Below are 26,403 nucleotides of genomic sequence, written 5' to 3'. Positions count from 1 at the left end.
GGCCCTTCCGCCCTCTCTTCCATGGTGATCCGATTCCCGCCAGGTGGCCTCTCGGCACCCCTACAGCAGCGCGAGCTGCAGGCCGCCCGTCGCGTCGAGGTGCCGGCCCGTCATCCAGCGGGAGTCCGGCGAGGCCAGGAAGGCGACGATGTCCGCGACCTCCTCCGCCGTGCCGGTGCGGCCGAAGACCGAGCGGGCCGAGACGTGCGCCCGGGCCGCCGGATCGGCCAGCCAGCCCGCGTTCAGATCGGTCTCGATGACGCCCGGGCCCACCGAGTTCACGGTGATGGCGCGGGGGGCGAGCGTGGCGGCCAGCGACACCGTCAGGGCGTTCACGGCCCCCTTGGCCGTGATCGTCGCCAGGATCGCCGGCAGCGCGATGTCCGGAGTGCCCGTCACGTTCACGATCCGGCCTCCGTCCCGCAGTCGCGGCAGTCCGTGTTTGATCACGAAGAACGGCGCCTTCGCGTTGAGCGCGTGCGCGCGGTCGTAGGCCTCCTCGTCCGTCTCCTCGATGCCCCCGAAGGTGGCCGCGCCCGCGTTGTTGACCAGGATGTCCAGCTCCGGACCGGCCGCCGGGTGGGCGTCGTACGCGGCCCAGAGCGCCCGCGCGTCACCCGGGACCCCGAGTTCCGCGCCGATCGCGAAGGCCCGGCCGCCCTCCGCCTCGATCGCGTCCACCGTCTCCTTGGCCGCTGCCGCGTCGTGGCCGTAGTGCACCGCGACCAGCGCCCCGTCCCGCGCCAGCCGCTGCGAAACGGCCCGGCCGATGCCCCGGCTGCCGCCCGTGACCAGTGCCGTCTTCCCCTTGAGCACGCCCATGACGCGCCCCCCTTCGCAATCTCTAGTGGTCGCTACAGAAAGAAACGTATCAGATTCCTTAGCGGCCGCTATAGAATCAGCGCATGGTGACCGGACAGCGCGGCAGGCCCCGCTCCTTCGACCGCGACACCGCTCTGGACACGGCCATGCGCGTCTTCTGGGAGCGGGGCTACGAGGCGACCTCGATCGCCGACCTCACCCGGGAACTGGGCATCGGCGCCCCCAGCCTCTACGCGGCCTTCGGCGACAAGCGCACGCTCTTCGACGAGGCCGTCTCGGCGTACGGCGACCGGTACGGGGGCTTCGCGGCCGTCGCCCTCGCCGAGGAGCCCACGGCGGGCGCGGCCGTACGGCGGATCCTGCGCGAGGCCGCCGACATCTACACCGACCCGGCCCACCCCAAGGGCTGCATGGTCATCAGCGCGGCCGTCAACACCACCGCGGACGCGGTGGCCGAGGCGCTGCGGCAACGGCGCAACGCAAACCTGGTGATGTTCGAGCGCCGGATCGAGGCGGACATCGCCACCGGCGCACTGCCCGTCGGTACGGACGCGGGGACGCTCGCCCGCTACGTCGGGGCGGTGCTCCAGGGGATGTCGCAGCAGGCGCGCGACGGGGCCGGCCGCCGGGAACTTGAAGCGGTCGCGGAGACGGCGGCGCGGGCCTGGCCGGTGGGCAACCCGTAGGGGCCCGGTATTTCCCTGAGGCGCTTCCGCGGTGGGGTTTCCCGGGGGCATTTCCGCTGGTCTTTCCTCTGGGCCACGGTGCAGGACGGGACCCTCAGCCCGTCCGGCACCGTAGCCCGGAGTACTTACGGCCGGCGGGTGTGCGGTTCCCGGCGGCCGGTTGGGAGGTGGCCTGCGCGGTCAGGGCAGAGCGCGCGGCGACCTCTATCCGTCCTCCTGTGCGGGGAGGGCGGAAGCTTAGACCATTGTGGACTAGACCAATCTGTCCTGTCCATCCAAGGACAGGGGTTGCAATCCCGTCACTTCCTCCAACACTACGCGCCGCGAGGGCCTCCTGGATACTCCTGGGTATCCGCCGTGGGGAAAGTCATGGACGTACCCGGGGTACGCTCGGCCCGTGCCCTCCATGAACGACCTCGTACGCCAGCACACCGCTCTCAGTGAAACCGACCTGGAGTGGCTGCACCTGCTGGTCTCGGAGTGGCAGCTGCTCTCCGACCTGTCTTTCGCCGACCTCGTGCTCTGGGTTCCCACCCTGGACGGCACCCGGTACGTCTCGGTCGCGCAGATGCGCCCCAACACCGGCCCCACCTCGTACCAGGACGACATGGTCGGCCACCTGGTCCCGCGCGGCCGCCGTCCGCTCCTCGACGCGGCGCTCGACGAGGGCCGGATCGTCCGCGAGGGCGACCCGGAGTGGCGCGAGGAGGTCCCGGTGCGCGTCGAGTCGATCCCCGTCCGGCGCGAGGGCCGGGTACTCGGAGTGATCGCGCGCAACACCAACCTGCTCACCGTGCGTACACCGAGCCGGCTGGAGCTCACCTACCTCCAGTCGGCCTCCGACCTGGCCCAGATGATCGCGGCGGGCTCCTTCCCCTTCCCCGGCCAGCAGGTCGACATGGACGCCTCCCCGCGCGTCGGGGACGGGCTGATCCGGCTCGATGCCGAGGGCGTGGTGACGTACGCGTCCCCGAACGCCCTCTCCGCCTACCACCGCCTCGGGCTCGCCTCCGACCTGGTCGGCCAGCACCTCGGCACCACCACCGCCGAACTGGCCCCCTTGCGGGGCCCGGTGGACGAAGCGCTGGTGAAACTGGCCAGCGGCTGGGCCCCGCGCGAGACGGAGATCGAGGGCAACGGCGGGGTCATCCAGCTGCGCGCCATCCCGCTCAAGCCCAAGGGCACCCGCATCGGTTCGCTGGTGCTGTGCCGGGACGTCACGGAACTGCGCCGTCGCGAGCGCGAACTGATCACCAAGGACGCGACCATCCGGGAGATCCACCACCGGGTGAAGAACAACCTCCAGACGGTGGCCGCACTACTGCGCCTGCAGGCCCGCCGGATGGATTCCCCGCAGGGGCGCGAGGCGCTGAACGAGGCCGTGCGGCGCGTCGGTTCGATCGCGATCGTGCACGAGACGCTCTCTCAGAACCTTGACGAGCGCGTGGAGTTCGACGAGATCGCCGACCGGGTCATCGCGATGGTCGCCGAGATCTCGCCGGGGAAGGTCGCGTGCCGGCGCACCGGCCGGTTCGGAATCCTGGACGCGGAGGTCGCCACCCCGCTCTCGATGGTGCTGACCGAGATCCTCCAGAACGCCCTGGAGCACGCCTTCACCCAGGGGGAGGGCGGCACGGTCGAGGTGTCCGCCACCCGCTCGGGCACCGGCCGGGCCGACGCGCGGCTGCTGATCAAGGTGCTGGACGACGGGTGCGGTCTGCCCGAGGGCTTCGACCCGCAGCGGGCCGGCAACCTCGGGCTCCAGATCGTCCGCACCCTGGTCGAGGGAGAGCTCGGCGGCACGTTCGACATGGTCCGGGCCGAGCCGCAGGGGACCCGGGTCGTCCTCGACATCCCGGCCAGCCCGCAGAAGTAGGGCGACCCACGGTAACGCAGCGCAGCGACGGGGTTCTCACCCTGCGTGACGAAGGCCCGGCCCAGCGGGGCCCGCACAGCACTGAGCCCCGGACCGATGGTGACCGGTCCGGGGCTCAAGAGCACGTTGCTGAGCGCTTCTCAGGGTTCTACGCGCTGCGGCTCGAGGCTCGAAAGTCGATGTCAGGCGCTGGCGTTGCGCGCCCGGTTGCGAGCGGCGCGGCGCTTCATGGCGCGGCGCTCGTCCTCGCTGAGACCGCCCCAGACGCCGGAGTCCTGACCGGACTCGAGCGCCCACTGCAGGCACTGCTCCATGACGGGGCAGCGGCGGCAGACGGCCTTGGCTTCCTCGATCTGCAGCAGCGCAGGACCGGTGTTGCCGATGGGGAAGAAGAGCTCCGGGTCTTCCTCGCGGCAAACGGCGTTGTGACGCCAGTCCATGGCTGCTCCATCTCCTTGTATTGCGGGCAGGTTGCTTGTGAATGTGAACGCTTTCACGAATCCCCCCGTGAGGGAAGGGCCGACCCCCGGATGACGACCGGGGGAGTCCGAAGATTCGTGGTGGGGTTCTGGCGGTCTGTGTGGGTGCCGGGTTGTGCGGGCTGTCCCGATCGCCATGTAGAGATTCGCAAACCTCGGACGGGGATACAACCCCTTCCGGAAAGTTTTTTTGGATTCGTCGGTGTCGACTAGGTCACAGCCCTAGTTCCTGGGGGTGTACCGGCGTGTAAACGTTCGAGTGAAAGGACTTTGGCCCCTTCTACTCACACAATCACACGCAGTGCACGACGAACGCCTGTGAACCGAACGCTGGTGCGCAGTCCAAGGTGGTCCCCGTCCATCTGGAACGGGAGCGGAACCTTCGAATGCAAGGTGAAGTCGGTCAGATCGTGCAGAGTCACCGCGTGCTTGCCCTGCGGACCGCGCTCAGGAGTCGAGGTCAGGAGCTGCGTGACGTACTTGGCGACGGCCGGAGTTGACAAACGGTCCAGGGCCAATACGTCAAGTGCGGTATCGAACGACGCGTCCGGGGACGCGTACAGCGGCCGATTGCCCAGGTACGTCCAGGGCGAGGTGTTGCAGACTATCGACAGCACCAGGTCCGTCACGGGATCCGCGCCGGGCCGCTCCAGGGTGACCGTCCCGTGCCGCCGGTTGGGCTCGTCGAGGAACTGGCGCACCAGCTGCCGTACGTAGAGGGCGTGCGTCGAACGCTTGCCGCGCTCGCGCTGCTGCTCGACCCGGCCGACCACCCCCGCGTCGAAACCGAAGCCGGCGCAGAACGTGAACCAGCGCGCCGGGACCGACTCGTCCTCCGTGCCGGGAGTCCCGGCCGCCAGCCCCAGGCCGACCGTGCGCTCGCGCTGCTCCCGCAGTGCGTCCAGCAGGGCGCCGGTCGCCTCGACCGCGTCGTTGGGCAGGCCGAGCGCGCGGGCGAACACGTTCGTCGACCCGCCCGGGACCACCGCCAGCCTCGGCAGCCGGTCCGGGTCGGGGCCGTCGTGCAGCAGGCCGTTGACCACTTCGTTGACGGTGCCGTCACCACCCAGGGCCACCACGAGGTCCAGCCCCTCGTGGGCGGCCCTGCGTCCCAGGTCGCGGGCGTGGCCCCGGTACTCGGTGGTCACCGCCTCCAGCTTCATCTCGCTGGCCAGCGCATGGGTCAGGACGTCACGCGTACGCGCACTGGTGGTCGTCGCTGCTGGGTTGGCCACGAGGAGTGCACGCATGAACGCCAGCCTACCCACCGGCTCGGAGCCGGCCGGTACTGCCTGCCCCCGTCCCGCCCGGGCACCGTCCGCTGCGGCCCCGGGCGGCGCGCGGCTACCCTGCTGGAGTGAGTGAGAAGCCGACCCAGAACGCCCCTGCCGCCGCCGCGGCCCCCGGCGGCAAGCCCGCCGCACTGCCCGGCCGGCTGACCGTCGCCGCCGTATTCTGCGCGCTCCAGGGCCTGGCCCTGGCCGGCCTCGGCGGTTATCTGCTGTACGCCGGAGCCGCCGGACACGTCGACTCCGCGCAGCAGGCCGAGACCGGCGGCCTGACCCTGCTCGCGCTCGCCGCGCTGCCGCTGATCGCGGCGCGCGGGCTGCGCCTGGGCCGCCGGTGGAGCCGGGGTCCGGCGCTGATCACCCAGCTGATGGCGCTGCCGGTGGCATGGACGCTGTGGAGCGCCGGCGGGGCGCTGACCGCCGCCGCGGTGGCCCTGGCGGCGGCCGCGCTGGCGGTCGTGGTCCTGCTGGTGAACCCGACGGCGACCGAGGCCCTGGGCATCGGGCCCGCGGCTTAGCGGGTGCCCGGCGGACCGGGGGCGGGCCGCCCCCGGTCTCCGTCGCCGCCGCTCACTCCTCCACGAGGAGCTTCTCGCGCAGCTGGGCCAGGGTGCGGGCCAGCAGCCGGGAGACGTGCATCTGGGAGATGCCGACCTCCTGCGCGATCTGCGACTGCGTCATGTTGCCGAAGAAGCGGAGTAGCAGAATCCGCTTCTCCCGCGGCGGCAGTCCCTCCAGCAGCGGCTTGAGTGACTCGCGGTACTCGACGCCCTCCAGCGCCTCGTCCTCCGAGCCCAGCGTGTCCGCGACCGCCGGCGACTCGTCGTCCGTGTCCGGGACGTCCAGCGAGAGCGTGCTGTAGGCATTGGCCGATTCCAGCCCCTCCAGCACCTCCTCCTCGGAGATCCCGAGCCGCTCGGCCAGTTCGTGGACCGTGGGGGACCGGCCGTGCTGCTGGGAGAGTTCCGCCGTGGCCGTGGTCAGCGAGAGCCGCAGCTCCTGCAGGCGCCGGGGCACCCGTACCGCCCAGCCCTTGTCGCGGAAGTGCCGCTTGATCTCGCCGACGACCGTGGGCGTGGCGTAGGTCGAGAACTCCACGCCCCGGTCCGGGTCGAACCGGTCCACCGACTTGATCAGGCCGATCGTCGCGACCTGCGTCAGGTCGTCGAGCGGCTCGCCGCGGTTGCGGAACCGCCGGGCCAGGTGCTCGACCAGCGGCAGGTGCATCCGGACCAGGCGGTTGCGCAGCTCGGCCCGCTCCGGCGAACCGTCGGGCAGCTCCCGCAGTTCGAAGAACAGGGCCCGTGCGCCGCTGCGGTCGCGCGGATCCGGCAGCGCCGGAGCCGCCTGGGCCACGGCCGCGGGTGGCTGTGAGGATTGTGGTTCGTCGTGCTGGTTCTCGCTCATAGGGCCCGCCCGTCGCTCCGCCGAGTCCAAAAAGCCGTCTTCCGCATCCGCGTCAGCCGGGTGCGGCCGGGCGTGCTGCTGCTCCGGGATGCCGCCGTCGACCCCATGCCGTACCCGGGGCCGATCCCCGCCCCGCACCGGGATCTCCCCGCCGCTCACGCCGGGCCTGGTCCCGCGCCGCGCTGTTTGTAAAGGCTGATGCACACGGTGCGGTCCTCCTCGACCGTCGCCTCGACCTTGCCGGCCAGGGCCGACAGGACCGTCCACGCGAACGTGTCGCGCTCGGGTGCGCGGCCGTCCGTGGTCGGCGCGGAGACGGTGACCTCCAGCGAATCGTCGATCAGCCGGAACACGCAGCTGAGGACGGAACCGGGCACGGCCTGCTGGAGCAGGATCGCGCAGGCCTCGTCGACCGCGATGCGGAGGTCTTCGATCTCGTCGAGGGTAAAGTCCAACCGTGCCGCGAGACCGGCCGTAGCCGTGCGCAGCACCGACAGGTAGGCACCCGCAGCCGGCAGCCGGACTTCTACGAAGTCCTGGGTCGCGGGCTCGCCTGCGATCTGGGACACCCTCACCTCCAAGGTGGTACGAGCTCTGTTCGCCGGTGACGCTACCGCGATCCGGGCGATCGTGTCGCGGCACCCCTCGTGGCACCCGCTGTGAGTGCCCGGGCCACCCGCCGCTCCGGCGGACGGTGACCGATGGTAAACCCATGGGTACGCACAGTGGCTAGGGGTCTGCGGGCCCAATTCGGGGGAACCGGCGGAGGGTTGACCTACCCCGCCTCACACGATCGAACCGTCGACAAAACACCACCGCCACGTCTCGCCCGGTTCGAAGCTGCGCATCACCGGATGGCCCGTCTCGTGGTGGTGCGCCGTGGCGTGCCGGTAGGGCGAGGAGTCGCAGCAGGCCACGTATCCGCACCCCAGGCACATCCGCAGTTGCACCGGATGGCTGCCGAGCGCCAGACATTCCGGGCAGGTCAGGGCAAGCGGGACGGGCTCGGGGCGCGGCAGTTCGGCAACGTGGGTGCACTCGCTCATGATGGCCAGCGTACTGACGTGCGGGCGCACTGGACGGTTGATACCGAGGAGGATCGATCTTCGATGGAGGTATTGCAGCTGGTGGCCCTGGTGGCGGGCAGCGCTGTGGTCGCCGGGGCGGCCCGCCGCACACCGGTGCCCGCGCCGCTGCTGCTCGTCGCCGTCGGTCTGATCGCCGCGTACGTCCCGGGCGTGCCGTCGTACGCCCTCGACCCCCACATCGTGCTGCCCCTGCTGCTGCCGCCGCTGCTGTACACGGCCTCCATGGAGAGCTCGTACCTGGACCTGCGGGCCAACGTACGGCCGGTCGCGCTGCTGTCCGTGGGGTACGTGCTCTTCGCGACCGTGGCCGTGGGGTACGCGGCCTACCTGCTGGTGCCGGGCCTGTCGCTGCCCGTGGCGCTGGTGCTGGGCGCGGTCATCGCGCCGCCGGACGCGGTGGCGGCGACGGCGATCGCCCGCAAGCTCGGGCTGCCGAACCGGATCACGACCATCCTGCAGGGCGAGTCGCTGGTCAACGACGCCACCGCGATCACCGCCTACAAGGTCGCGCTGGCCGCGGCCGTCGGCGTCAGCGCGGGCTGGGCGGGCGGCATCGCGGAGTTCCTGCTCGCGTCGGTGGGCGGCGTCGGGGTCGGGCTGGTGCTGATGGTGCCGATCCACCTGCTGCGCAAGCGGCTGCGGGAGCCGCTGCTGCAGAACACCCTGTCGCTGCTGATCCCCTTCGTGGCGTACGCGGCGGCCGAACGGGTGCACGCCTCGGGCGTGCTGGCGGTCGTCGTGGTCGCGCTGTACCTCGGGCACCACAACTGGCAGGTCGACTTCGCGACCCGGCTCCAGGAGGCCGCGGTGTGGAAGGTGATCTCCTTCGTGCTGGAGTCGGTGGTCTTCGCGCTGATCGGCCTCCAGCTGCCCGTGGTGCTCAAGGGGCTGGCGGAGTACGAGGGCCCGCAGGCGGCCTGGTACGCGCTGGCGGTGTTCCTGGCCGTGGTGGTCGCCCGCTTCGTGTGGGTGTTCCCGGCGACGTTCGTGCCAAGGATCCTGTCCGAGCGGATCCGCAGGCGGGAACCGGAGACGAACTGGAAGGCGCCGGTCGTCGTGGGCTGGGCCGGGATGCGCGGGGTCGTCTCGCTGGCCATCGCCTTCTCCGTGCCGATCAGCGTGCCGCACCGCAACCTGATCCTCTTCCTCACCTTCACGACGGTCATCGCGACGCTGGTGGTGCAGGGGCTGACCCTGCCGCCGCTGATCCGGCTGCTGCGGCTGCCGCCGCGCGACCTCCAGGCGGAGACGCTGGCGGAGGCCCAGGCGCAGAGCGAGGCCTCGCGGGCGGCGGAGGACCGGCTGGACGAACTGCTGGCGGAACCGCGCAACGCCCTGCCGGGGCCGCTGGCGGACCGGCTGCGGACGGTGCTGGAGCGGCGCCGCAACGCGGTGTGGGAACGGCTCGGCGAGGTCAACCCGGTGACGGGGGAGTCGGCGGACGACATCTACCGGAGGCTGGCCGGAGAGATGATCGAGGCCGAACGGGAGGTGTTCGTGACGCTGCGTGACCGTCGGCGGATCGACGACGAGATGCTGCGGGCACTGCTGCGCCGGCTGGACCTGGAGGAGGCCGCGGCCTACCGGGAGGAGCCGGCCTGAGCCCCGTCGGCCGGGTCGGGGGCGCCGGTGACGACGGCGGCGAGGGTGGTGCCCGGCGGGAAGGCGCCCGATGCCGTCAGCTCCGTCAGGGCCCAGAGCAGCTTCGCCACGTAGACCCGCTCGACCGGGACCCGGTGACGGGCCTCGAATCCGGCGGCGAAGGCCTCCAGCTCGGCGGGGACCCGGGCGTAGCCGCCGTGGTGGAACCCCTCGGCCAGGGTCCAGTCGCCCGCCGGGCCACCGAAGGCCGCCCGCTGGAGGGAACGTATCTCCGCCTCCAGGAACCCGCCCGCCAGCACCGGGACGCCCACGGCCCGCTGACCGGGGCCCAGTCCCGCCGCCAGGCCGGCCAGGGTGCCGCCGGTACCGCAGGCGACGGCCACGACATCGGCCGCCCCGCGCAGCTCCCGGCCCAGCTCGGCGCAGCCGTGCAGGGCGAGGGCGTTGCTGCCGCCCTCCGGGACCACGTACGCGCCGGTGGCGCCGGCCGCGGCGAGCAGCCCGGCCAGCACCTGCGGCTCGGCCTTGCGGCGGTACTCCGAGCGGGAGACGAAGTGCAGCCGCATCCCGTCGGCGGCGCAGCGGGCCAGCGAAGCGTTCAGCGGCCGCCCGGCCAGCTCGTCCCCGCGCACCACCCCGACGGTCGCCATCCCGAGCAGCCGCCCGGCCGCGGCGGTGGCCCGCAGGTGGTTGGAGTACGCCCCGCCGAAGGTCACCAGCCCGGCATGCCCACCGGTCACGGCGGCCCGCAGATTGGGGGCGAGCTTGCGCCACTTGTTCCCTGGCAGCGCGGGATGCACGAGGTCGTCCCGCTTGAGCACCAACCGGACCCCGTGCCGCTCGAACCGGTCGTCACGGACCTCCTGCACCGGGGACGGCGGCCGTGCCCGCAGCACCACGTCAAGGCCGACTGAGAGATCCACCCGTCCATTGTGGGCCCGCCGCCGCCCGCCGGGGCATCCGCCCGTGGCGGCGGGCCCGGCCGGCGGCTACTTCAGGCGGTCGGCCACGCGGGCGCGGAACCAGTCCATCGTGAATCCCTTCGGGTCGATCTTGCCGGGCTGCCATTCGAGGTGGCCGATCACCGAGCGCTCGCACCAGCCGTGGACCCGGCACACCGCGGCCGCCGCCTTGACCATCGCGTCGAGCTGCACCTGCGGCCACGGGTCGTCGCCGCTGCCGAGGTTCTCGCACTCGAAGCCGTAGAAGCAGCGGTTGCCGTCGGTGTTCGCGTGGTGGTCGGGCGGGAGGCGCTTCTCCGCGATCACCGCCGCGAGGACGTCCGAGTCGCCCGCGCCCGCGTGGTTGGCGCGGCCGTAACCGACCAGGTGGACGCGGCCGTCCTTGGTGATCACGCCGTGGCACAGGGGGCCCGGCAGTTCCTCGTCGCCGTCACGGCAGAGCGAGACGGTGTAGGCGGTGCCGTGCGTGACGGTGTGGTGCATCATCACCCCGTGCACCGGGCCCCAGGGCCCCTTGTGGTTGCGGTTGTGGGTACGCCAGGCTCCGACCTCCACCACGGTCAGGCCCTCGTCCCGCAGCGCCTCGATGAACCGGTCCGCGGACATGGGTGCGGACATGGCCGCCTCCTTCTTGGCGGTGCGCGGCGGTCACCTTGCGTGCTCGCCTCATCACATACCGGTGTAGTGGAGGCGATTCTTCCGGGCTAGTGCGTTCGTACGCCGAGCGAGCGGATCCGGCCATCCGGCAGTTCCGGAGCCGTATGTGCGAGGGCGGCCCATGAGAGTGCCCATCCCACGCGTGGAGTAGTCCCACCCTTTTGTGTAATGGTCTCACTACGGAGCGTCCTGAAAGCTGTACCCGCAGATCCATGGAGTGATCGAAAGGGAAATACATGTCGGTCCAGGCAGGTTCCGAGTCCGAAGCCCAGGCTCAGACCCCCCAGCGGAGTCTCGGCACCTCGGCCGCGCGGAACTTGGCAACCACCACCAAGTCCGCGCCGCAGATGCAGGAGATCACCTCGCGGTGGCTGCTGAAGATGCTCCCGTGGGTGTCGGTGCAGGGCGGCACGTACCGCGTCAACCGCCGGCTGAGCTACTCCGTCGGCAACGGCATCGTGGAGTTCATCAAGACCGGGACCCAGGTCCAGGTCATCCCCGCCGAGCTGGGTGAGCTCCCGCTCCTGCGCGACTACGAGGACATCGACGTCCTCACCGAACTCGCCGCCCGCTGCCAGCAGATCGACTTCGAACCCGGCCAGGAGCTGACCTCCTTCGGCAGCTCCTCCGACAAGGTCTTCCTCCTCGCCCACGGCCGCATCGAGCAGGTCGGCCCCGGCCCCTACGGCGAGGACGCCGTGCTGCGCACCGTCGCCGACGGCGCCTTCTTCGGCGAGGACGCCCTCGTCGACGAAGAGGCGATCTGGGAGTACACCGCCCGCGCGGTCACCTCCGGAACCGCCCTCGTCCTCACCCGCCAGGACTTCCAGCTCCTCGCCGACCGGGTCGACTCCCTGCGCGCCCACGTCGACACGCAGCGCGCGCTGCCGGCCCAGCGCACCAACAAGTACGGCGAAGCCGCGATCGAGCTCTCCTCCGGCCACCAGGGCGAAGCCGTACTGCCCGGCACCTTCGTGGACTACGAGGCGCGCCCGCGCGAGTACGAACTCTCCATCGCACAAACGGTTCTCCGGGTCCACACGCGCGTCGCCGACCTGTACAACCAGCCGATGAACCAGACCGAGCAGCAGTTGCGGCTCACGGTCGAGGCGCTGCGCGAGCGCCAAGAGCACGAGATGGTCAACAACCCCGACTTCGGCCTGCTCCACAACGCCGACTACGACCAGCGCATCCAGCCGCACGACGGCGCGCCCAGCCCCGACGACATGGACCAGCTGCTCAGCATGCGGCGCGGCTCGAAGCTCTTCCTCGCCCACCCCAAGGCCATCGCGGCCTTCGGACGCGAGTGCAACAAGCGGGGCCTCTACCCCGAGTCGATCGACGTCGGCGGCCACCGCGTGCCGTCCTGGCGGGGCGTGCCGATCTTCCCGTGCAGCAAGATCCCGATCAGCGACGCCCGTACGACCTCGATCCTGTGCATGCGTACCGGCGAGGACGAGTCCGGCGTGATCGGCCTCCACCAGCCGGGCATCCCGGACGAGATCGAGCCGAGCATGTCGGTGCGCTTCATGGGCATCAGTGAGCAGGCGATCATCTCCTACCTGGTGACCGCCTACTTCTCCGCCGCGGTCTTGGTGCCGGACGCGCTCGGCATCCTGGAGAACGTCGAGATCGGCCGCTGGCGCTGAGCCGGCCGGCTCGGAGCGGCGGGGCGGACGATGACGACGGCTGAGGCGATCACCACGGGCGAGGGCCAGGAAGCGGCGGCCCTGCTCGAACGGACAAGAGAAACGGTCAACCCGCGACTGCGCCGGACGGTCGAGAGCCTGCCCGGTGCCATGCGGCGCGTGGCGATGTACCACTTCGGCTGGGAGCACGCGGACGGCACGCCCGCCGAGGGCAACGCGGGCAAGGCCATCCGCCCCGCCCTGGTCCTCGCGGCGACTCGGGCCCTGCGCGGCCCCGCCGGCGGGGCGGGCGAGGAGACGGAGGACGACGCCGTACGCGCGGCGGTGGCCGTCGAGCTGGCGCACAACTTCACCCTCCTGCACGACGACGTCATCGACAAGGACGTCAGGCGGCGCGGCCGCGCCACGGCCTGGACCGTATTCGGCATACCGGACGCGATCATCACGGGTGACGCCATGATGGCGCTCGCGCTGCAACAGTTCGCGGAGGATCCGCACCCCGCCTCGGCGGCGGCCGCCGCCCGGCTCACGGCCTGCGTGATCGAGTTGTGCGCCGGGCAGCAGGCGGACTGCGCCTTCGAGCAGCGGCCGGACGTCTCACTCGACGAGTGCCTGACGATGGCCACGGCCAAGACCGGTGCCCTGCTGGGCTGCGCCTGCGCGCTGGGCGCCCTGTACGCGGGGGCCGGTCCGGACGAGGCCGACGCGATGGACGCCTTCGGCCGGGAGGCGGGGCTGGCCTTCCAGCTGATCGACGACCTGATCGGCATCTGGGGGGACCCGGGCCACACCGGCAAGCCCGCCGGGGCCGACCTGATCGCCCGCAAGAAGTCCCTCCCGGTCGTGGCCGCCCTCACCTCGGGCACCGCGGCCGGGGCGGAGCTCGCCGAGCTGTACGCCGGCCCCATGACCGCGGACGACGTGCGCAGGGCGGCCGACGCGGTGGACCGGGCCGGCGGCCGGGACTGGGCCCAGGCCCACGCGGCGGACCGGATGGGCCGGGCGGTGCAGCAGCTGTCGCGGGCCGTACCGGACCTCGGGGCGGCGGGAGGCCTGCTGGCACTGGCGGAATTCGTCACGCGCCGCACCAGGTGAATCGGCAGGACGTCGGGGACAGGCCTGTTCCGGCACCGCATGGTGCCGGAACAGGCCTGTTCGCGTACGGAGCCCAACCCTAGGATCGCTCACGGTTGTCGGAACGTGAGCGAGGGACGGTTTCCGTGGTGCTGGAGATACGTAAGGCGGATCAGTCGGACCGGGACGCGGTGGCCCGGCTGCTGGACGAGGCGTTCCGCGACGACCCGGTCAGCAGCTGGGTCTTCCCCGACCCCGCGCACCGGGCGGCGGTGCACGGCAAGTTCCTCGGCGTGTTCGTGGACGTGGCGCTCGCGGAGGGCCGGATCGACTGCGCGGCCGACGGCTCGGCGGCCGCACTGTGGCTGCGGATCCCGGCCGGAGAACCGGAGGGGGAGGACGAGGTCCCGGCGAAGATGCGCGCGGTGGCCGACCCGGACAACGAGCGCTGCGAGCTGGTCGGCCGGCTGACGGGCGAGGTGCACCCCACCGCCGAGGAGCACGAGTACCTGCTGATGATCGCGGTGACGCCGGGGCGGCAGGGCGAGGGGCTGGGTACGGAGCTGATGCGGCCGGTGCTGGAGCGGTGCGACCGCGAGGGCGTACCGGCGTACCTGGAGGCGAGCAGCGAGCGCAGCAAGGCGCTGTACGAGCGGCTCGGATGGGAGTTCACGGGCTCGGCGGTGCGGCTGCCGGACGGGCCGCTGATGTGGCCGATGTGGCGCAAGCCGCAGCCGTGAGGGCCCCCGCCCCGCCGGATGCGCCGGACCGGCCTACGGTGGAGGTATGGCCGGTGAAGAGCAGCAGCGCGCGGGCGCGGCGGACGCCCCGCCGGCCGGGCACGACGTGGAGCCGTGCCCGGTCTGCGGGCGCCCCGTCGAGCGGGTGATCGTCGGACGGCACAAGTCCCTGGGGATCTTCGTACCGGAGTGGGGTCCGGGGCGGTGCCGCGCCCCCGACTGCCCCCGGTACGCCCCCTAGTACGTCAGCTCTTGGTGCCCAGGCCCGAGGCGGCCAGGCCGTTCACCCAGAGCTGGTTCACCCGGGAGCGCTCGGTGGAGTTCGGGTAGGGGTTGGTGCACGAGGTGCCCGGCCCGCCGCCGGACATCAGCTCGCTGCACGGGCCGGAGTAGTGGTCCGGCAGGCCCAGCACGTGGCCGGTCTCGTGCGCGGTCACCCGGGTGGAGTCGTACTGCTGGTTCTGCGCGTAGTCGAGGAAGATGTAACCGCGGCCGTGCCCGTCGGTGCTCGCGTACGAACCCCGCGAGTCGTTCCCCTCGTAGTACGAGAAGTTCCCGCCCGAGGACACCTCCTGGAGCTTGACGTTGGACACCGAGCCGTTCCAGATCTGGGTGGAACGGGATATCACGGTGCGGAAGCTCGGCGCGTTGCGGGTGTTGTAGGTGACGGTCACGGCCTGGATGCCCGGGTTCGCGGCGCGCTGCTCGGCCACCGAGCGCTGGACGGCCTCGAAGAAGGCCCGGTTGGCGGCCTGGTTCTCCTGCGAGCGCTCGTACGCGGCGTAGCTCGCGGTGTTGCCGGCCGGGGCGGGAGCGGCGCTGGCGGTGGGCGCGACGCCGGCCAGGGCGGCGGCCAGTACGAGACCGAGGGTGGCGGCCGGAACGGCCGTGCGGGAGTGGCGCATGTGGGGGAGCTCCTACTCATCCGGTGTGGGGGGTGGATGGTTCGAACCGGAGTCTGCGGGAGCGCCGGGGCCCGGCGGATGATGTCAGCCACCGATAACACCGGGCTATCGGTGGGTTTTCGGTAGGCCGACTTCCGCGAAATTGGCGGGATTCGGGGGGATACCGGTGGCTGGTGCGGCCGACCGGGGCCGCCCTACCCTCTGGGCATGGAGCTTGAGGTGAGGCACCTGCGCGCACTGTGCGCCATCGCCGATGCCGGCAGCCTGCACAAGGCCGCGCGGCAGCTCGGCGTGAGCCAGCCCTCGCTGACCACGCAGCTCCGCCGGATCGAACGGGCCCTGGAGGGCGAGCTGTTCCTGCGCGAACGCACCGGCTGCCGGCCCACGCCGTTCGGGCGCACCGTACTGGGCCGGGCGCGCCCGCTGCTGGCCGAGATGGCCGCTCTGGTCGCGGACGCCCGCGCGGTGGCCCGCGGGCCGCGCCTGCGGATCGGCTCCACGGCCAGCCGGGCCCTGCCCGGCTGGCTGCGCAGGTTGCACCGGCGCTCGCCCGAGACGGAGACCTCGCTGCTGGTCGACGTGTCGGCCAACGCCCTGCTGCGGATGGTTGACGCGGGTCAGCTGGACGTGGCGTTCGTGCACGAGGTCGAGGGGTGCCCGCTGAGGATGCCGCCCGGGCTGGAAGTGCGCGTACTGATGGAGCGGGAGCCGCAGTTCGTCTCCATGTCCCGGGACCATCCCGCCGCGCGGCGGCCGGTGGTGGAGTTACGGGAACTCGCCGGCGACCGCTGGACGGTCGACCCGTCGGTGGACGGCGAGTGGGACGGCCTGCGGCGGGCCTTCGCTGGCGCCGGGGTGGACCCGCCGGTGCTGCACGCCGACTACCACACCGCGGCCTCGCTGATCGTCTCCGGCGAGGCCGTCGCCCCCTGCCAGCCGACCTCCGGCCCGCGCGACGACATGGCGATCCGGCCGCTCTCGGGCGACCCGCTCGCCGTACGGCTGCTGCTGGCCAGCCGCCCGGGTGCGCACGCCGAGGTGTACGAGGACCTCCGCGCCGCCTATCGCGAAGCCGCCCTGCGCACCCCGCCCTACCGGGCGTGGCTCCACCACCACGCGAGTCCGCTGCTGGCCGCGTAGGCCCAGCCCGCCCACCCCACCCCCACCGGACCCCGTCCGGCCGTCGGGCTGCCCGGCCGTACTCCGCCGCACCGGCGTGTCCGTCGCTTGACTTCGCCGATCCGCGATATATCGTGTTCTCAGAAGACGCGATATGTTGCGAGCGTCGAGCCCCGTTCGTGCGTCCACGAGGAGGATCAGAACCATGGCCGAGCAGATGACGTGGTCCGTCGCCGAGCCGCAGAAGCTCACCTTCGAGCAGCCGGTGACGGAACTCCGCGTCCGCGTCGTCGGCGGCACCGTGAACGTCGTCGCCGCCGCCGACGCGGGCCCCGCCCGCCTCGAAGTGGCCGAGGTCAACGGGCCGCCGCTGCACGTCGTACAGGACGGCGGCACCCTCACCCTCTCCTACGAAGACCTCCCCTGGAACGGTTCCCAGGGCTTCAAGAAGTGGTTCGAGGGCAAGCCCTGGAAGGCCTGGTCCGGCAGCTCCGCCGACGGCCGCAAGGCGTGGGAGCGCAGCGCCACCGTCACCCTCACGGTCCCCGCCGCCACCGTCGTCCAGCTGGCCACCGTCAGCGCGGCCGTCTTCGTCTCCGGCATCAGCGGCGCCACCGACGTCAACGGCGTCAGCGGCGACGCGACCCTGGTCGGGCTCTCCGGCACGGTGAAGGCCCACACCGTGTCCGGCAGCGTCGAGGCCCAGTCCGTGAACGGCGAGCTCTCCTTCCACTCCGTCTCCGGCGGCCTGACCGTCGTCGACGGCGCGGGCGGCAGCGTACGGGCCGACTCGGTCAGCGGCGACATGCTCATCGACCTCGTGCTCGACCCGGCCGACGTGCGGCCCGTCGACATCTCCCTGAACTCCGTATCCGGACAGGTCGCGATCCGCCTGCCGCACCCCGCCGACGCCCGCGTGGAGGCCAACACCGCCACCGGAGGCGTCTCCAACGCCTTCGAAGACCTGCGGGTCACCGGCCAGTGGGCCGCCAAGCGGATCACCGGCACCCTCGGCGCCGGCACCGGGACGCTGCGCGCCACCACCGTCTCCGGCGCCATCGCCCTGCTGCGCCGCCCGGCGGCCGACAGCCCCGACGCCGCCACCCCGCTCGCGCTCGACAAGAAGGTGCTCTGACATGCCGCCCGTCTTCGCCCACGGACGCCTCCGCCTCTACCTCCTCAAGCTGCTCGACGAAGCCCCGCGCCACGGGTACGAGGTGATCCGCCTGCTGGAGGAGCGGTTCCAGGGGCTGTACGCGCCCTCCGCGGGCACGGTGTACCCGCGGCTGGCCAAGCTGGAGGCGGAGGGGCTCGTCACCCACGCCACCGAAGGCGGGCGCAAGGTGTACTCGATCACCGAGGCGGGCCGCGCGGAACTGGCCGACCGGGGCGGCGAGCTCGCCGACCTGGAACTGGAGATCCGCGACTCGGTCTCCGAACTGGCCGCCGAGATCCGTGACGACGTCCGGGGCGCCGCGGGGGACCTGCGGCGCGAGATGCGGGCCGCGGCCGCCTCGGCGTCGGCCACCCAGGTCGAGGACGAGGGCTGGAAGGCGGCGAAGGAGGAGCTCCGCAAGGCCAAGGCGGAGTGGAAGGAGCAGGCGCGGCGAGCGAAGGACGAGAGCCGCCGGGCGCGCGAGGAGGCGCAGCAGGCCCGCCGACAGGCCAAGGAGGCGCAGGAGCGGGCGCGCGAGGAGGTCCAGCGGATCGCGAGCCAGCTGCAGGAGCAGTTCGCGAAGTCGGGCGGGGTGCTCGGCAGTCTGGCCGGGGCGTGGCTGGGCCACGGGGGCGGCGGTACGGGTGCCGGCACCGGTACCGGTACGCAGGCGGGCGCGCCGGCCGCCGGGGCCGGGGCGGGCTGGGCCGAGGACCTGGCGCCGTCGGTCGATCCGGTGCGGGACCTGGACCGGCTGCTGGACCGCTTCCGCGATGACGTCCGGGACGCGGCGCGGGACCACGGGGTGTCGCCGGCGCAGCTGGCCGAGGCGCGGGCGCACCTGGCCGCGGCGGCCACCCGCCTGACGGCCGCGCTCCGCCCGGAGCAGGCGTAACCCCGGCCGGGCCCGGCCGGTCCGCCGGCCTGCGTGTGAGGGCCACCCGCCGGCTCCGGTGGGTGGGCCCCCTCGCTGCGCTCGGGGTTTCCGGGGCCCCGCGCCTCAAACTCCCCCCGGACTCCGTCCGGGGAGACCCCCACGGGGCTGGAATGCCGGCGGGGCCGGAAGAGCGGGGCAAAGCCCCGGGCTCTGTTCTAGACCGTGAGGACGATCTTGCCGAAGAGGTCGCCCGAGGCGAGTTTCCCGAAGCCCTCGCGGGCGCGGTCCAGCGGGAGGACCTCGTCGATCACCGGGCGGACGCCGGTGGCCGCGCAGAACGCCAGCAGGTCCTCCAGCTCGTCCTTCGAGCCCATCGTGGAGCCGACCACCTTCAGCTCCAGGAAGAAGATCCGCGTCAGCTCGGCGTGCGCCGGCCGGTCGCCGCTCGTCGCGCCCGAGATGACCAGCGTGCCGCCCGGCCGCAGGGACTTCACCGAGTGCGACCACGTGGCCGCGCCCACCGTCTCGATGACGGCGTCCACCCGCTGCGGCAGCCGCGCGCCCGGCTCGTACGCCTCGACCGCGCCCAGCTCCACCGCGCGCTTGCGCTTGGCCTCGTCCCGGCTCGTGGCGAAGACCCGCAGGCCGGCCGCCTTGCCGAGGACGATCGCGGCGGTGGCGACGCCGCCGCCCGCGCCCTGGACGAGGACCGAGTCCCCCGGCCGCACCCCGGCGTTGGTGAACAGCATCCGGTAGGCCGTCAGCCACGCCGTCGGCAGACAGGCGGCCTCCTCGAAGGACAGCTCGGCGGGCTTGCGCAGCACGTTCCACGCCGGGACGGTCACCTGCTCGGCGAAGGTCCCCTGGTAGCGCTCGGTCAGGATCGACCGCGGCTCGTCCGGGCCGACCCCGTGGCCGCTCTGGCCGATCACGGAGTGCAGGACGACCTCGTTTCCGTCCTGGTCGGTGCCGGCGGCGTCACAGCCGAGGATCATCGGGAGTTTGTCCTCGGCCAGGCCCACCCCGCGCAGCGACCACAGGTCGTGGTGGTTGAGGGAGGCGGCCTTGACGTTGACGGTCACCCAGCCGGGGCGGGCCCCGGGAGCCGGGCGCTCGCCCAGTTCAAGGCCGTTCAGCGGCTGGTCGCGGTCGATTCGGGCGGCATAGGCAGCGAACATGCCGCGACGCTACCGCCCGGTAGCGCGCGGGGCCACCCCTTGTCGGGAGCCTGCGGGTGAGGTCTTCGTCGCAGTGTCCCGCAGGACGTCACCACCGGATGCGGGAACCGAACAGGGGACTTTCGGCGTCTGGAACGGGCCACCCGTCAAGGCCGCGCGGAAGGAATGGTTCGCTCCTCAACTGCCACCCGTACCAGACGGTTTGGCCGTCCCAGGCGGTAAAGCGGAATGTCGGGAGAGCCCGCGATCAGGGGTAACATTCTGGCCATGCGGCGCGCTCGCCATGAGCCTGTCATCTGCGCCGCGTTTTCTCTTCGTGGGGCCGGTGCGTCGCTTTCCCGTGCGCCCGGATCCCGCGACAGGCGCGGCGACCCCTCCCGGTTCGGGGGCCAGGAGGGTGCGTCCGCGGCCCGCGTCCGTCGTACGCGGAGCAAACGGAAGGGCCCGGCCGGATGGATCACCAGGCCGGGCCCCTGCCCGTTCACACGTGTGGCCGAAGCGGCGATCAGGCCAGGCGGGCCACGCCGTCCGTCTTCGCCGCGGCGGCGACGGCGGCCGCGACGGCCTCGGCGACGCGCTCGTCGAACGGCGACGGGATCACGTAGTCGGCGGCGAGCTCGTCACCCACGACGCCCGCGATGGCGTCGGCGGCGGCGATCTTCATGCCTTCGGTGATCCGGGTCGCGCGCACCTTGAGGGCGCCCGCGAAGATGCCCGGGAAGGCCAGCACGTTGTTGATCTGGTTCGGGAAGTCCGACCGGCCGGTGGCCACGACCGCCGCGTACTTGTGCGCGACGTCGGGGTGGACCTCCGGGTTCGGGTTGGCCATGGCGAACACGAAGCAGTCCTTCGCCATGGTCGCCACCGCCTCCTCGGGGACCGTGCCGCCGGAGACGCCGATGAAGACGTCGGCGCCGACCAGGGCCGCTTCCAGGGAGCCGGACTGGCCGGTCTTGTTCGTCAGGCCCGCGATCTCGGCCTTGACGTCCGTCAGGTCCGAGCGGTCCGCCGAGACGACGCCCTTGCGGTCGGTGACGCACACGTCGCCGATGCCCGCGTCCACCAGGATCTTGGCGATGGCGATGCCCGCGGCGCCCGCGCCCGAGATCACGGCGCGCAGGTCGCCGAGGGTGCGGCCGGTGAGCTTCGCCGCGTTGCGCAGGGCGGCCAGCGTCACGATGGCCGTGCCGTGCTGGTCGTCGTGGAAGATCGGGATGTCCAGGGCTTCCTGGAGCCGGCGCTCGATCTCGAAGCAGCGGGGGGCGGAGATGTCCTCCAGGTTCACCCCGCCGAAGGACGGCGCGAGACGGATGACCGTCTCGATGATCTCGTCCGCGTCTTTGGTGGCGAGCGCGATCGGGACCGCGTCGACTCCACCGAACTGCTTGAACAGGATGGCCTTGCCCTCCATCACCGGGAGGGAGGCCTCGGGACCGATGTCCCCGAGGCCGAGCACGGCCGTGCCGTCGGTGACGACGGCGACCACGTTGGACTTCCACGTGTACTCGTTGACGAGTTCCGGATTCTCCGCGATGGCGCTGCAGACCTTCGCCACGCCGGGCGTGTACGCGAGGGACAGGTCGTCCTTGTCGCGGACCGGCACGGTGGCCTGCACGGCCATCTTGCCGCCCCGGTGCAGTGCGAACACCGCGTCGGGGTTGTTGTCCGTCACGCTGTCGCTGCGAGGATTGACGATCTCCGCTGCCACTTGTTTGACCCCTTAAGTCTTTGATCGTTGAGGGTGGCCACTCCTGGTTAAGGGGTGGGCGGGCACCGCGTCCGTCTCCGCATCGACGGGTTCGGCCCGCCTCCGCGGAGGGGAGGTTTCGTACGCGCGGGCGCGCCGCACACGCGCCCTGAGCCCCGGATGAGGGGTGTAAGGATCTGTTCTACCTGAAAAACGGCCGCTCGGACGAGTCGATTGCCTCACGTTCGCAGGCCTCTTGCCCCGGTTTTGCCGAAAAGTCCGGACGTTGCTGTCCGATAGGCGAGACCAACAGTAAAAACTGCGGCGAAAGAGCCTGGTGACAGTGCATAGTGCGGCCGCCTCGCCCCTTGGCCGCAGTCCTGTTGGGAACCTCGGGTGGCCCGTTATCCGATTTTGACCTGACGACCACCCTGAATGTCGCAGTCCGAATGGCAAGATGCCGTAATCACACAGGTCGCTGCACTCGAGGGTGCGTGCCCGACCGTTCTCGGATGCTTTTTTCCCCACTGCCGGAGGAACCAGCTCATGACCGCAAGCACCACCCGTCGTACGACCGCCGCACGGTCCCGGATCGCCGCGGTCGGCGCGATCGCGGTCGCCGGCGCCCTGATCCTCACCGGCTGTGGCGACCAGACCAAGAGCGGCTCCGGCGACAATGCCTCCACGGGCACCAAGTCCAGCAGCGCCCCGCTCTTCTCGGCCCTGCCGAAGAAGATCCAGGACGCCGGTGTCATCAAGATCGGCACCGACTCGGCGTACGCCCCGATGGAATTCGTCGAGAACGGCAAGATCGTCGGCGTCGACCCCGACATCGCGGACGCGCTCGCCAAGCAGCTCGGGGTGAAGGTCCAGTTCACCGCGGGCACCTTCGACGGCCTGATCACCTCGATCTACACCGGCCGCGAGGACGCGATCATGTCGTCCATCACGGACAACAAGCAGCGCCAGGAGGGCCTGGACGACAAGGGTCAGAAGATCGGAAAGGGCATCGACTTCGTCGACTACTTCTCCTCCGGTCTCTCGCTCCTGGTCAAGAAGGGCAACCCCGAGGGCATCAAGACCCTGGACGACCTGTGCGGCAAGACCGTCGCGGTCCAGCGCGGAACGACCTACGAGGACGAGTTCAAGAAGCAGGCCGACAAGTGCGGTGACAAGAAGCTCACCATCCAGGCCTTCGACACCGACGCCGAGGCGCAGACCCGCGTCAAGGCCGGCGGCGCCGTCGCCGACCTGAACGACTACCCGGTCGCCGCGTACACCGTGAAGACCTCCGGCGGCGGCAACGACTTCGAGATCGCCGGCCAGCAGACCGGCGTCGGCCTCTTCGGCATCGGCGTCAGCAAGGACAACGCGCAGCTGCGCGACGCCCTCAAGCAGGCGCTGGACGCCGCCATCAAGGACGGCTCCTACGCCAAGGCGCTGGAGAAGTGGAACGTGCAGGACAGCGCCGTCAAGTCCGCCACGGTCAACGCCGGTCAGTAACTCCGCGCTCCACGCTCCACTGAAGGGCAGTCATTGTGACTGACAAGATCGACAAGGGTCCGGCCGCAACCCCGCCGGCCGGACCCGGCGCCTCGGGAACCCCGTACGAGGCGATCAAGGCAATCCCGGTACGGCACTACGGCCGCTGGATCAGCGGCGTCATCGTCGTCGCGCTCCTGGCCTGGCTCGTCTACGCCTTCTCCCAGGGCAACGTCATCTGGGCGACGGTCGGCGACAAGCTCTTCGACCCGGCCGTCCTGAGCGGCCTGTGGAACACGGTGCTCATCAGCGTCGCCGCCATGGCGCTGGGCCTCGTGCTCGGCATCGTGTTCGCGGTGATGCGCCTCTCGAACAACCCGGTGACCAGCGCCGTCTCCTGGCTCTACATCTGGTTCTTCCGCGGTACCCCGGTGTACGTCCAGCTGCTGGTGTGGTTCAACCTGTCGCTGATCTTCGAGTACATCAACCTCGGGCCGATCTACAAGAACTACACCGTCGCCGTCATGACCCCGTTCATGGTCGCCCTGCTGGGTCTGGGCCTGAACGAGGGCGCCTACATGGCGGAGATCGTCCGGGCCGGCATCCAGTCCGTCGACGAGGGCCAGACGGAGGCCGCGCACGCGCTCGGCATGCCCCAGACGAAGACGATGCGCCGGATCGTGCTGCCGCAGGCGATGCGGGTGATCATCCCGCCGACCGGCAACGAGTTCATCAACATGCTGAAAACCTCCTCACTGGTCTCGGCCGTGCAGTACACGGAACTCCTGCGGGCCTCGTCGAACATCGGCAACACGGCCGGTGCCATCATGGAGATGCTGTTCGTGGCGTCCATCTGGTACCTGGCCCTGACCAGTGTGTTCAGCGTCGGCCAGTACTACCTGGAGCGCCGCTTCGCCCGGGGTTCCACGCGGAGCCTGCCGCCGACGCCGTTCCAGCGCCTGCGTGCCAACCTCAACATGTTCCGCCGTACGGAGGTCGCGCGATGACCGCCCAGCCGATGGTCAAGGCAGAAGGCGTCCACAAGTCGTACGGCGCCGCCCACATCCTCCGGGGCATCGACCTCGAAGTCGCCCCGCGCGAGGTCTTCTGCCTGGTCGGTCCGTCCGGCTCCGGCAAGTCGACCTTCCTGCGGTGCATCAACCACCTGGAGCGCATCAACTCCGGGCGGCTCTCGGTGGACGGGCAGCTGGTGGGCTACCGCCAGAAGGGCGACAAGCTCTACGAGCTGAAGGACAGCGAGGTCGCGGCGCAGCGCCGCGAGATCGGCATGGTCTTCCAGCGCTTCAACCTGTTCCCGCACATGACGGCCATCGAGAACGTGATGGAGGCCCCCGTCCAGGTCAAGGGCGAGAGCAAGGCGGTGGCGCGCGAGCGCGCCGTCAAGCTGCTCGACCGCGTCGGCCTCGGCGACAAGGGCGGGAACTACCCCACGCAGCTCTCCGGCGGCCAGCAGCAGCGCGTGGCGATCGCCCGCGCGCTGGCCATGGAGCCCAAGCTGATGCTCTTCGACGAGCCCACCTCGGCGCTCGACCCGGAGCTCGTCGGCGACGTCCTCGACGTCATGCGGGACCTGGCCGAGTCGGGCATGACCATGATCGTGGTGACCCACGAGATGGGCTTCGCCCGCGAGGTCGGCGACAACCTCGTCTTCATGGACGGCGGTGTGGTGGTCGAGTCCGGCCACCCGCGCGAGGTCCTGGGCAACCCGCAGCACGACCGGACGAAGGCGTTCCTGTCCAAGGTGCTGTAGTGCCGTAGCCGCCTGCGGGCGCTGCGAAAGGGGCGGTACGGATTCCCGTACCGCCCCTTTCGCGTTGCCGGGCGGCAGAGCGGGAACCCCCGGGGGTCGCGGTCCGTAATACTTCCCGTACCGCACGCGAGACCGAGCCGGCCGGTGCCGCTCGCCGCGCTCGCCAGCCCCTGCCGTCGTAATACCCTTGTAGCTGTCTCAGGCGTTACAGGGATCTCCATCCGCAGCCGTTAGGACTACAAGTGGAACTGGCCCATTACTCGGACTACGCCGTGCGCCTGGTCAACACCGAGGAGCCGGCCCGCAACAAGGACTCCCTCACCTCCGTGGACGCCGTACGCGCGCTCTTCGGGCCCGGGGTACAGGCCGCACGCCGGGTCACCGACGCCGACGTCACCCGCTTCCGCAACGTCCGCGGCCGGCTGCGCGCCGTCTTCGAGGCCGCCGACGGCGGCGACCACGTACTGGCCGTCGACCTGCTGAACTCCCTGCTCATGGAATTCCCGGTTAGCCCCCAGGTGACCGGCCACGACTCGCTCGGTCAGGACGGCCGCCCGCACTGGCACATCCACCTCGCCGACCACCCCTCGAACGCCTCCGCCGGGTACGCCGCCCTCGCCTCGTTCGGGCTGGCCTTCCACCTCACCGAGCACGGCCCCGACCGCCTCGGCCTGTGCCAGGCGCCGCCCTGCCGCAACGCCTACCTCGACACCTCCACCAACCGGTCCCGGCGCTACTGCTCCGACCGCTGCGCCACCCGGGCGAACGTGGCGGCCTACCGGGCCCGCAAGCGGCTGGAGGCGGAGGAGTCCGCCCGCAGCGGCCGCAGCGCCGAAACCGCCCAGGCCAGCCGCGCCCTCAGCGAGCGCTGACCGGCGGGCAGCGGCCGCAGCCGCAGCACGGCCGTCGCCAGTACCAGCTCCTCGGGCACCGCCCCGTAGTCGGTGCTGTCGCCGGTCGTGTTGTACGGGTTGTCGCCCAGCACCCACCAGCCGCCCGGCCGCCGCTCCACGGCCCGCTTGACCACCAGCAGGTCCTGCTGGAAGGGATGGCGCAGCACCACCACGGCCCCCGGGCGCACGGCCGCCCCGTAGCGGACCAGCAGCCGGTCCCCGTGCAGCAGGGTCGGGACCATCGAGGGTCCCGACACCTCGGCCAGCCCGAACTGCGTGCCCGGGCGCGTCTTCTCCACCATGTACGACCTCCTCGTCCCTCCCGCATGCTGCCGCACGCCCCCGTACGTTCGCTCACCGCCGCCGCCGCGACGCTGGACTTTTGTCCGAAGCCCACGGGGCCGCCCGCGAATTCCGCTGTCCAAGCGAGTAATCTCGCCCTTGAGAAGACGATCACGAGGAGGACAAACTCCATGCTTTCCCGCCTCTTCGCCCCCAAGGCGAAGGTCTCCGCCCACTGTGACCTGCCGTGCGGCGTGTACGACCCGGCCCAGGCCCGCATCGAGGCCGAGTCCGTCAAGGCCGTTCAGGAGAAGTACCAGGCCAACGACGACGCCGACTTCCGCGCGCGCGCCATCACCATCAAGGAGCAGCGCGCCGAGCTGGCCAAGCACCACGTCTCGGTGCTGTGGAGCGACTACTTCAAGCCGCCGCACTTCGAGAAGTACCCGCAGCTGCACACGCTGGTGAACGACACCCTCAAGGCCCTCTCGGCCGCGAAGGCGTCGAACGACCCGGCGACCGGCCAGAAGGCCCTCGAACTCATCGCCGAGATCGACCGCATCTTCTGGGAGACCAAGGCCGCCTGATCTTGGGCGCCCGAGGGATCCTGCTGCGCTGCCGGCCAGAGCGCAGCCGCCGACGGCCCGACCGCTTCCGAGCGGCCGGGCCGTTGTGCTCTGCCGGGACAGTCCGGGAGCCGATCGCCGCGCACGCGCCGGCCG

28 protein-coding genes are annotated in these 26,403 nt (G+C 71.3%); 16 read left to right on the top strand and 12 right to left on the bottom strand.

What is annotated here, in order from left to right; translation table 11 throughout:
* Positions 1-60 precede the first annotated feature (60 nt).
* A complete protein-coding gene (locus ACWGH1_RS14290) occupies positions 61-822 on the bottom strand; it encodes an SDR family oxidoreductase (RefSeq protein ID WP_453355324.1) in 762 nt (253 codons plus the stop codon).
* An 83-nt stretch (positions 823-905) separates the two neighbouring features.
* Here ACWGH1_RS14290 and ACWGH1_RS14285 point away from each other — a divergent pair, with 83 nt between their 5' ends.
* A complete protein-coding gene (locus tag ACWGH1_RS14285; protein ID WP_453355323.1) occupies positions 906-1,508 on the top strand; it encodes a TetR/AcrR family transcriptional regulator in 603 nt (200 codons plus the stop codon).
* A 406-nt stretch (positions 1,509-1,914) separates the two neighbouring features.
* The gene (locus tag ACWGH1_RS14280; RefSeq protein WP_453355326.1) at positions 1,915-3,384 is read left to right on the top strand and encodes a sensor histidine kinase; all 1,470 of its coding nucleotides are present in this window, start codon (positions 1,915-1,917) and stop codon (positions 3,382-3,384) included.
* Positions 3,385-3,566: 182 nt separating this feature from the next.
* On the opposite strand, the gene ACWGH1_RS14275 is transcribed toward ACWGH1_RS14280, so the two are convergent.
* Complete coding sequence (locus ACWGH1_RS14275) at positions 3,567-3,824, bottom strand: WhiB family transcriptional regulator (protein ID WP_003953983.1); 258 nt, start codon at positions 3,822-3,824, stop codon at positions 3,567-3,569.
* A gap of 323 nt (positions 3,825-4,147) precedes the next feature.
* Positions 4,148-5,113: a diacylglycerol/lipid kinase family protein gene (locus ACWGH1_RS14270; RefSeq protein ID WP_453355322.1), complete on the bottom strand. Its 966-nt coding sequence runs from the start codon at positions 5,111-5,113 to the stop codon at positions 4,148-4,150.
* 107 nt (positions 5,114-5,220) lie between these two features.
* Between ACWGH1_RS14270 and ACWGH1_RS14265 the strand changes: the two genes are divergently transcribed.
* A complete protein-coding gene (locus ACWGH1_RS14265) occupies positions 5,221-5,670 on the top strand; it encodes a hypothetical protein (protein WP_453408684.1) in 450 nt (149 codons plus the stop codon).
* A 52-nt stretch (positions 5,671-5,722) separates the two neighbouring features.
* Here ACWGH1_RS14265 and ACWGH1_RS14260 read toward each other — a convergent pair whose 3' ends face one another.
* The 3 genes from ACWGH1_RS14260 to ACWGH1_RS14250 form a co-directional block, all read right to left on the bottom strand.
* Positions 5,723-6,718, bottom strand: coding sequence for an RNA polymerase sigma factor SigF (locus ACWGH1_RS14260; RefSeq protein ID WP_453354684.1), 996 nt, complete (start codon positions 6,716-6,718; stop codon positions 5,723-5,725).
* A complete protein-coding gene (locus tag ACWGH1_RS14255) occupies positions 6,715-7,128 on the bottom strand; it encodes an ATP-binding protein (protein WP_136215044.1) in 414 nt (137 codons plus the stop codon). The genes ACWGH1_RS14260 and ACWGH1_RS14255 overlap by 4 nt, the downstream gene beginning before the upstream one ends.
* Positions 7,129-7,344: 216 nt before the next feature.
* Positions 7,345-7,605, bottom strand: coding sequence for a UBP-type zinc finger domain-containing protein (locus tag ACWGH1_RS14250; protein ID WP_453354683.1), 261 nt, complete (start codon positions 7,603-7,605; stop codon positions 7,345-7,347).
* Between the two features lie 63 nt (positions 7,606-7,668).
* Between ACWGH1_RS14250 and ACWGH1_RS14245 the strand changes: the two genes are divergently transcribed.
* Positions 7,669-9,249, top strand: coding sequence for a Na+/H+ antiporter (locus ACWGH1_RS14245; RefSeq protein ID WP_453354682.1), 1,581 nt, complete (start codon positions 7,669-7,671; stop codon positions 9,247-9,249).
* On the opposite strand, the gene ACWGH1_RS14240 is transcribed toward ACWGH1_RS14245, so the two are convergent.
* The gene (locus ACWGH1_RS14240) at positions 9,228-10,172 is read right to left on the bottom strand and encodes a 1-aminocyclopropane-1-carboxylate deaminase/D-cysteine desulfhydrase (RefSeq protein WP_453354681.1); all 945 of its coding nucleotides are present in this window, start codon (positions 10,170-10,172) and stop codon (positions 9,228-9,230) included. The genes ACWGH1_RS14245 and ACWGH1_RS14240 overlap by 22 nt on opposite strands.
* A 66-nt stretch (positions 10,173-10,238) precedes the next feature.
* On the bottom strand, positions 10,239-10,829 hold the full coding sequence (locus ACWGH1_RS14235; RefSeq protein WP_453354680.1) for an N-acetylmuramoyl-L-alanine amidase: 591 nt from the start codon (positions 10,827-10,829) through the stop codon (positions 10,239-10,241).
* A gap of 275 nt (positions 10,830-11,104) precedes the next feature.
* On the opposite strand from ACWGH1_RS14235, the gene ACWGH1_RS14230 reads away from it, so the two are divergent.
* The 4 genes from ACWGH1_RS14230 to ACWGH1_RS14215 all read left to right on the top strand — a co-directional run bounded on the left by ACWGH1_RS14230 (position 11,105) and on the right by ACWGH1_RS14215 (position 14,572).
* Complete coding sequence (locus ACWGH1_RS14230) at positions 11,105-12,517, top strand: family 2B encapsulin nanocompartment shell protein (RefSeq protein ID WP_453354679.1); 1,413 nt, start codon at positions 11,105-11,107, stop codon at positions 12,515-12,517.
* A 30-nt stretch (positions 12,518-12,547) separates the two neighbouring features.
* Entirely contained in the window at positions 12,548-13,612 is a 1,065-nt protein-coding gene (locus tag ACWGH1_RS14225) for a family 2 encapsulin nanocompartment cargo protein polyprenyl transferase (RefSeq protein ID WP_453354678.1), read from the top strand.
* 125 nt (positions 13,613-13,737) lie between these two features.
* Complete coding sequence (locus tag ACWGH1_RS14220; protein WP_453356090.1) at positions 13,738-14,331, top strand: GNAT family N-acetyltransferase; 594 nt, start codon at positions 13,738-13,740, stop codon at positions 14,329-14,331.
* Between the two features lie 46 nt (positions 14,332-14,377).
* The gene (locus tag ACWGH1_RS14215) at positions 14,378-14,572 is read left to right on the top strand and encodes a hypothetical protein (RefSeq protein ID WP_453356091.1); all 195 of its coding nucleotides are present in this window, start codon (positions 14,378-14,380) and stop codon (positions 14,570-14,572) included.
* Between the two features lie 4 nt (positions 14,573-14,576).
* Here the strand turns inward: ACWGH1_RS14215 and snpA are convergent, their stop codons facing one another.
* The gene (snpA, locus tag ACWGH1_RS14210; protein WP_453356092.1) at positions 14,577-15,236 is read right to left on the bottom strand and encodes a snapalysin; all 660 of its coding nucleotides are present in this window, start codon (positions 15,234-15,236) and stop codon (positions 14,577-14,579) included.
* A gap of 207 nt (positions 15,237-15,443) precedes the next feature.
* On the opposite strand from snpA, the gene ACWGH1_RS14205 reads away from it, so the two are divergent.
* The 3 genes from ACWGH1_RS14205 (at position 15,444) to ACWGH1_RS14195 (ending at position 18,406) form a co-directional block, all read left to right on the top strand.
* Positions 15,444-16,376 carry a LysR family transcriptional regulator gene (locus ACWGH1_RS14205; protein WP_453356093.1) on the top strand — a complete coding sequence of 311 codons (933 nt, stop codon included), beginning with the start codon at positions 15,444-15,446 and terminating at the stop codon, positions 16,374-16,376.
* Positions 16,377-16,560: 184 nt separating this feature from the next.
* Positions 16,561-17,490 carry a DUF4097 family beta strand repeat-containing protein gene (locus ACWGH1_RS14200; protein WP_453356094.1) on the top strand — a complete coding sequence of 310 codons (930 nt, stop codon included), beginning with the start codon at positions 16,561-16,563 and terminating at the stop codon, positions 17,488-17,490.
* 1 nt (position 17,491) lies between these two features.
* On the top strand, positions 17,492-18,406 hold the full coding sequence (locus tag ACWGH1_RS14195) for a helix-turn-helix transcriptional regulator (protein ID WP_453356095.1): 915 nt from the start codon (positions 17,492-17,494) through the stop codon (positions 18,404-18,406).
* A 197-nt stretch (positions 18,407-18,603) separates the two neighbouring features.
* Here the strand turns inward: ACWGH1_RS14195 and ACWGH1_RS14190 are convergent, their stop codons facing one another.
* Both ACWGH1_RS14190 and ACWGH1_RS14185 read right to left on the bottom strand, forming a co-directional pair.
* Positions 18,604-19,566, bottom strand: a complete 963-nt coding sequence (locus tag ACWGH1_RS14190) for a zinc-binding dehydrogenase (RefSeq protein WP_453352903.1) — start codon at positions 19,564-19,566, stop codon at positions 18,604-18,606.
* A gap of 505 nt (positions 19,567-20,071) precedes the next feature.
* A complete protein-coding gene (locus tag ACWGH1_RS14185; protein WP_453352902.1) occupies positions 20,072-21,274 on the bottom strand; it encodes an NAD(P)-dependent malic enzyme in 1,203 nt (400 codons plus the stop codon).
* A gap of 525 nt (positions 21,275-21,799) precedes the next feature.
* Here ACWGH1_RS14185 and ACWGH1_RS14180 point away from each other — a divergent pair.
* From ACWGH1_RS14180 to ACWGH1_RS14165, 4 genes are all read left to right on the top strand, one after another.
* Entirely contained in the window at positions 21,800-22,756 is a 957-nt protein-coding gene (locus ACWGH1_RS14180) for an ABC transporter substrate-binding protein (RefSeq protein WP_453352901.1), read from the top strand.
* Between the two features lie 35 nt (positions 22,757-22,791).
* Positions 22,792-23,742 (top strand): amino acid ABC transporter permease, encoded by a 951-nt coding sequence (locus ACWGH1_RS14175; protein ID WP_136215061.1) that lies wholly within the window; start codon positions 22,792-22,794, stop codon positions 23,740-23,742.
* On the top strand, positions 23,739-24,506 hold the full coding sequence (locus ACWGH1_RS14170; RefSeq protein WP_308433567.1) for an amino acid ABC transporter ATP-binding protein: 768 nt from the start codon (positions 23,739-23,741) through the stop codon (positions 24,504-24,506). Before ACWGH1_RS14175 ends, ACWGH1_RS14170 begins: the two co-directional genes overlap by 4 nt.
* Before the next feature lie 242 nt (positions 24,507-24,748).
* Positions 24,749-25,378, top strand: coding sequence for a CGNR zinc finger domain-containing protein (locus tag ACWGH1_RS14165; protein WP_453352900.1), 630 nt, complete (start codon positions 24,749-24,751; stop codon positions 25,376-25,378).
* Here ACWGH1_RS14165 and sodX read toward each other — a convergent pair.
* The gene (gene sodX, locus ACWGH1_RS14160; RefSeq protein ID WP_453352899.1) at positions 25,282-25,701 is read right to left on the bottom strand and encodes a nickel-type superoxide dismutase maturation protease; all 420 of its coding nucleotides are present in this window, start codon (positions 25,699-25,701) and stop codon (positions 25,282-25,284) included. The genes ACWGH1_RS14165 and sodX overlap by 97 nt on opposite strands.
* A gap of 171 nt (positions 25,702-25,872) precedes the next feature.
* Between sodX and sodN the strand changes: the two genes are divergently transcribed.
* Positions 25,873-26,268, top strand: coding sequence for a superoxide dismutase, Ni (gene sodN / locus ACWGH1_RS14155; RefSeq protein ID WP_136215065.1), 396 nt, complete (start codon positions 25,873-25,875; stop codon positions 26,266-26,268).
* Positions 26,269-26,403: the final 135 nt, after the last annotated feature.

It is taken from the genome of Streptomyces sp. NPDC054883 (assembly GCF_053610645.1).
The sequence above is the reverse complement of the archived record's forward strand: the minus strand, read 5'-3'. Positions and strand labels throughout refer to the sequence as shown.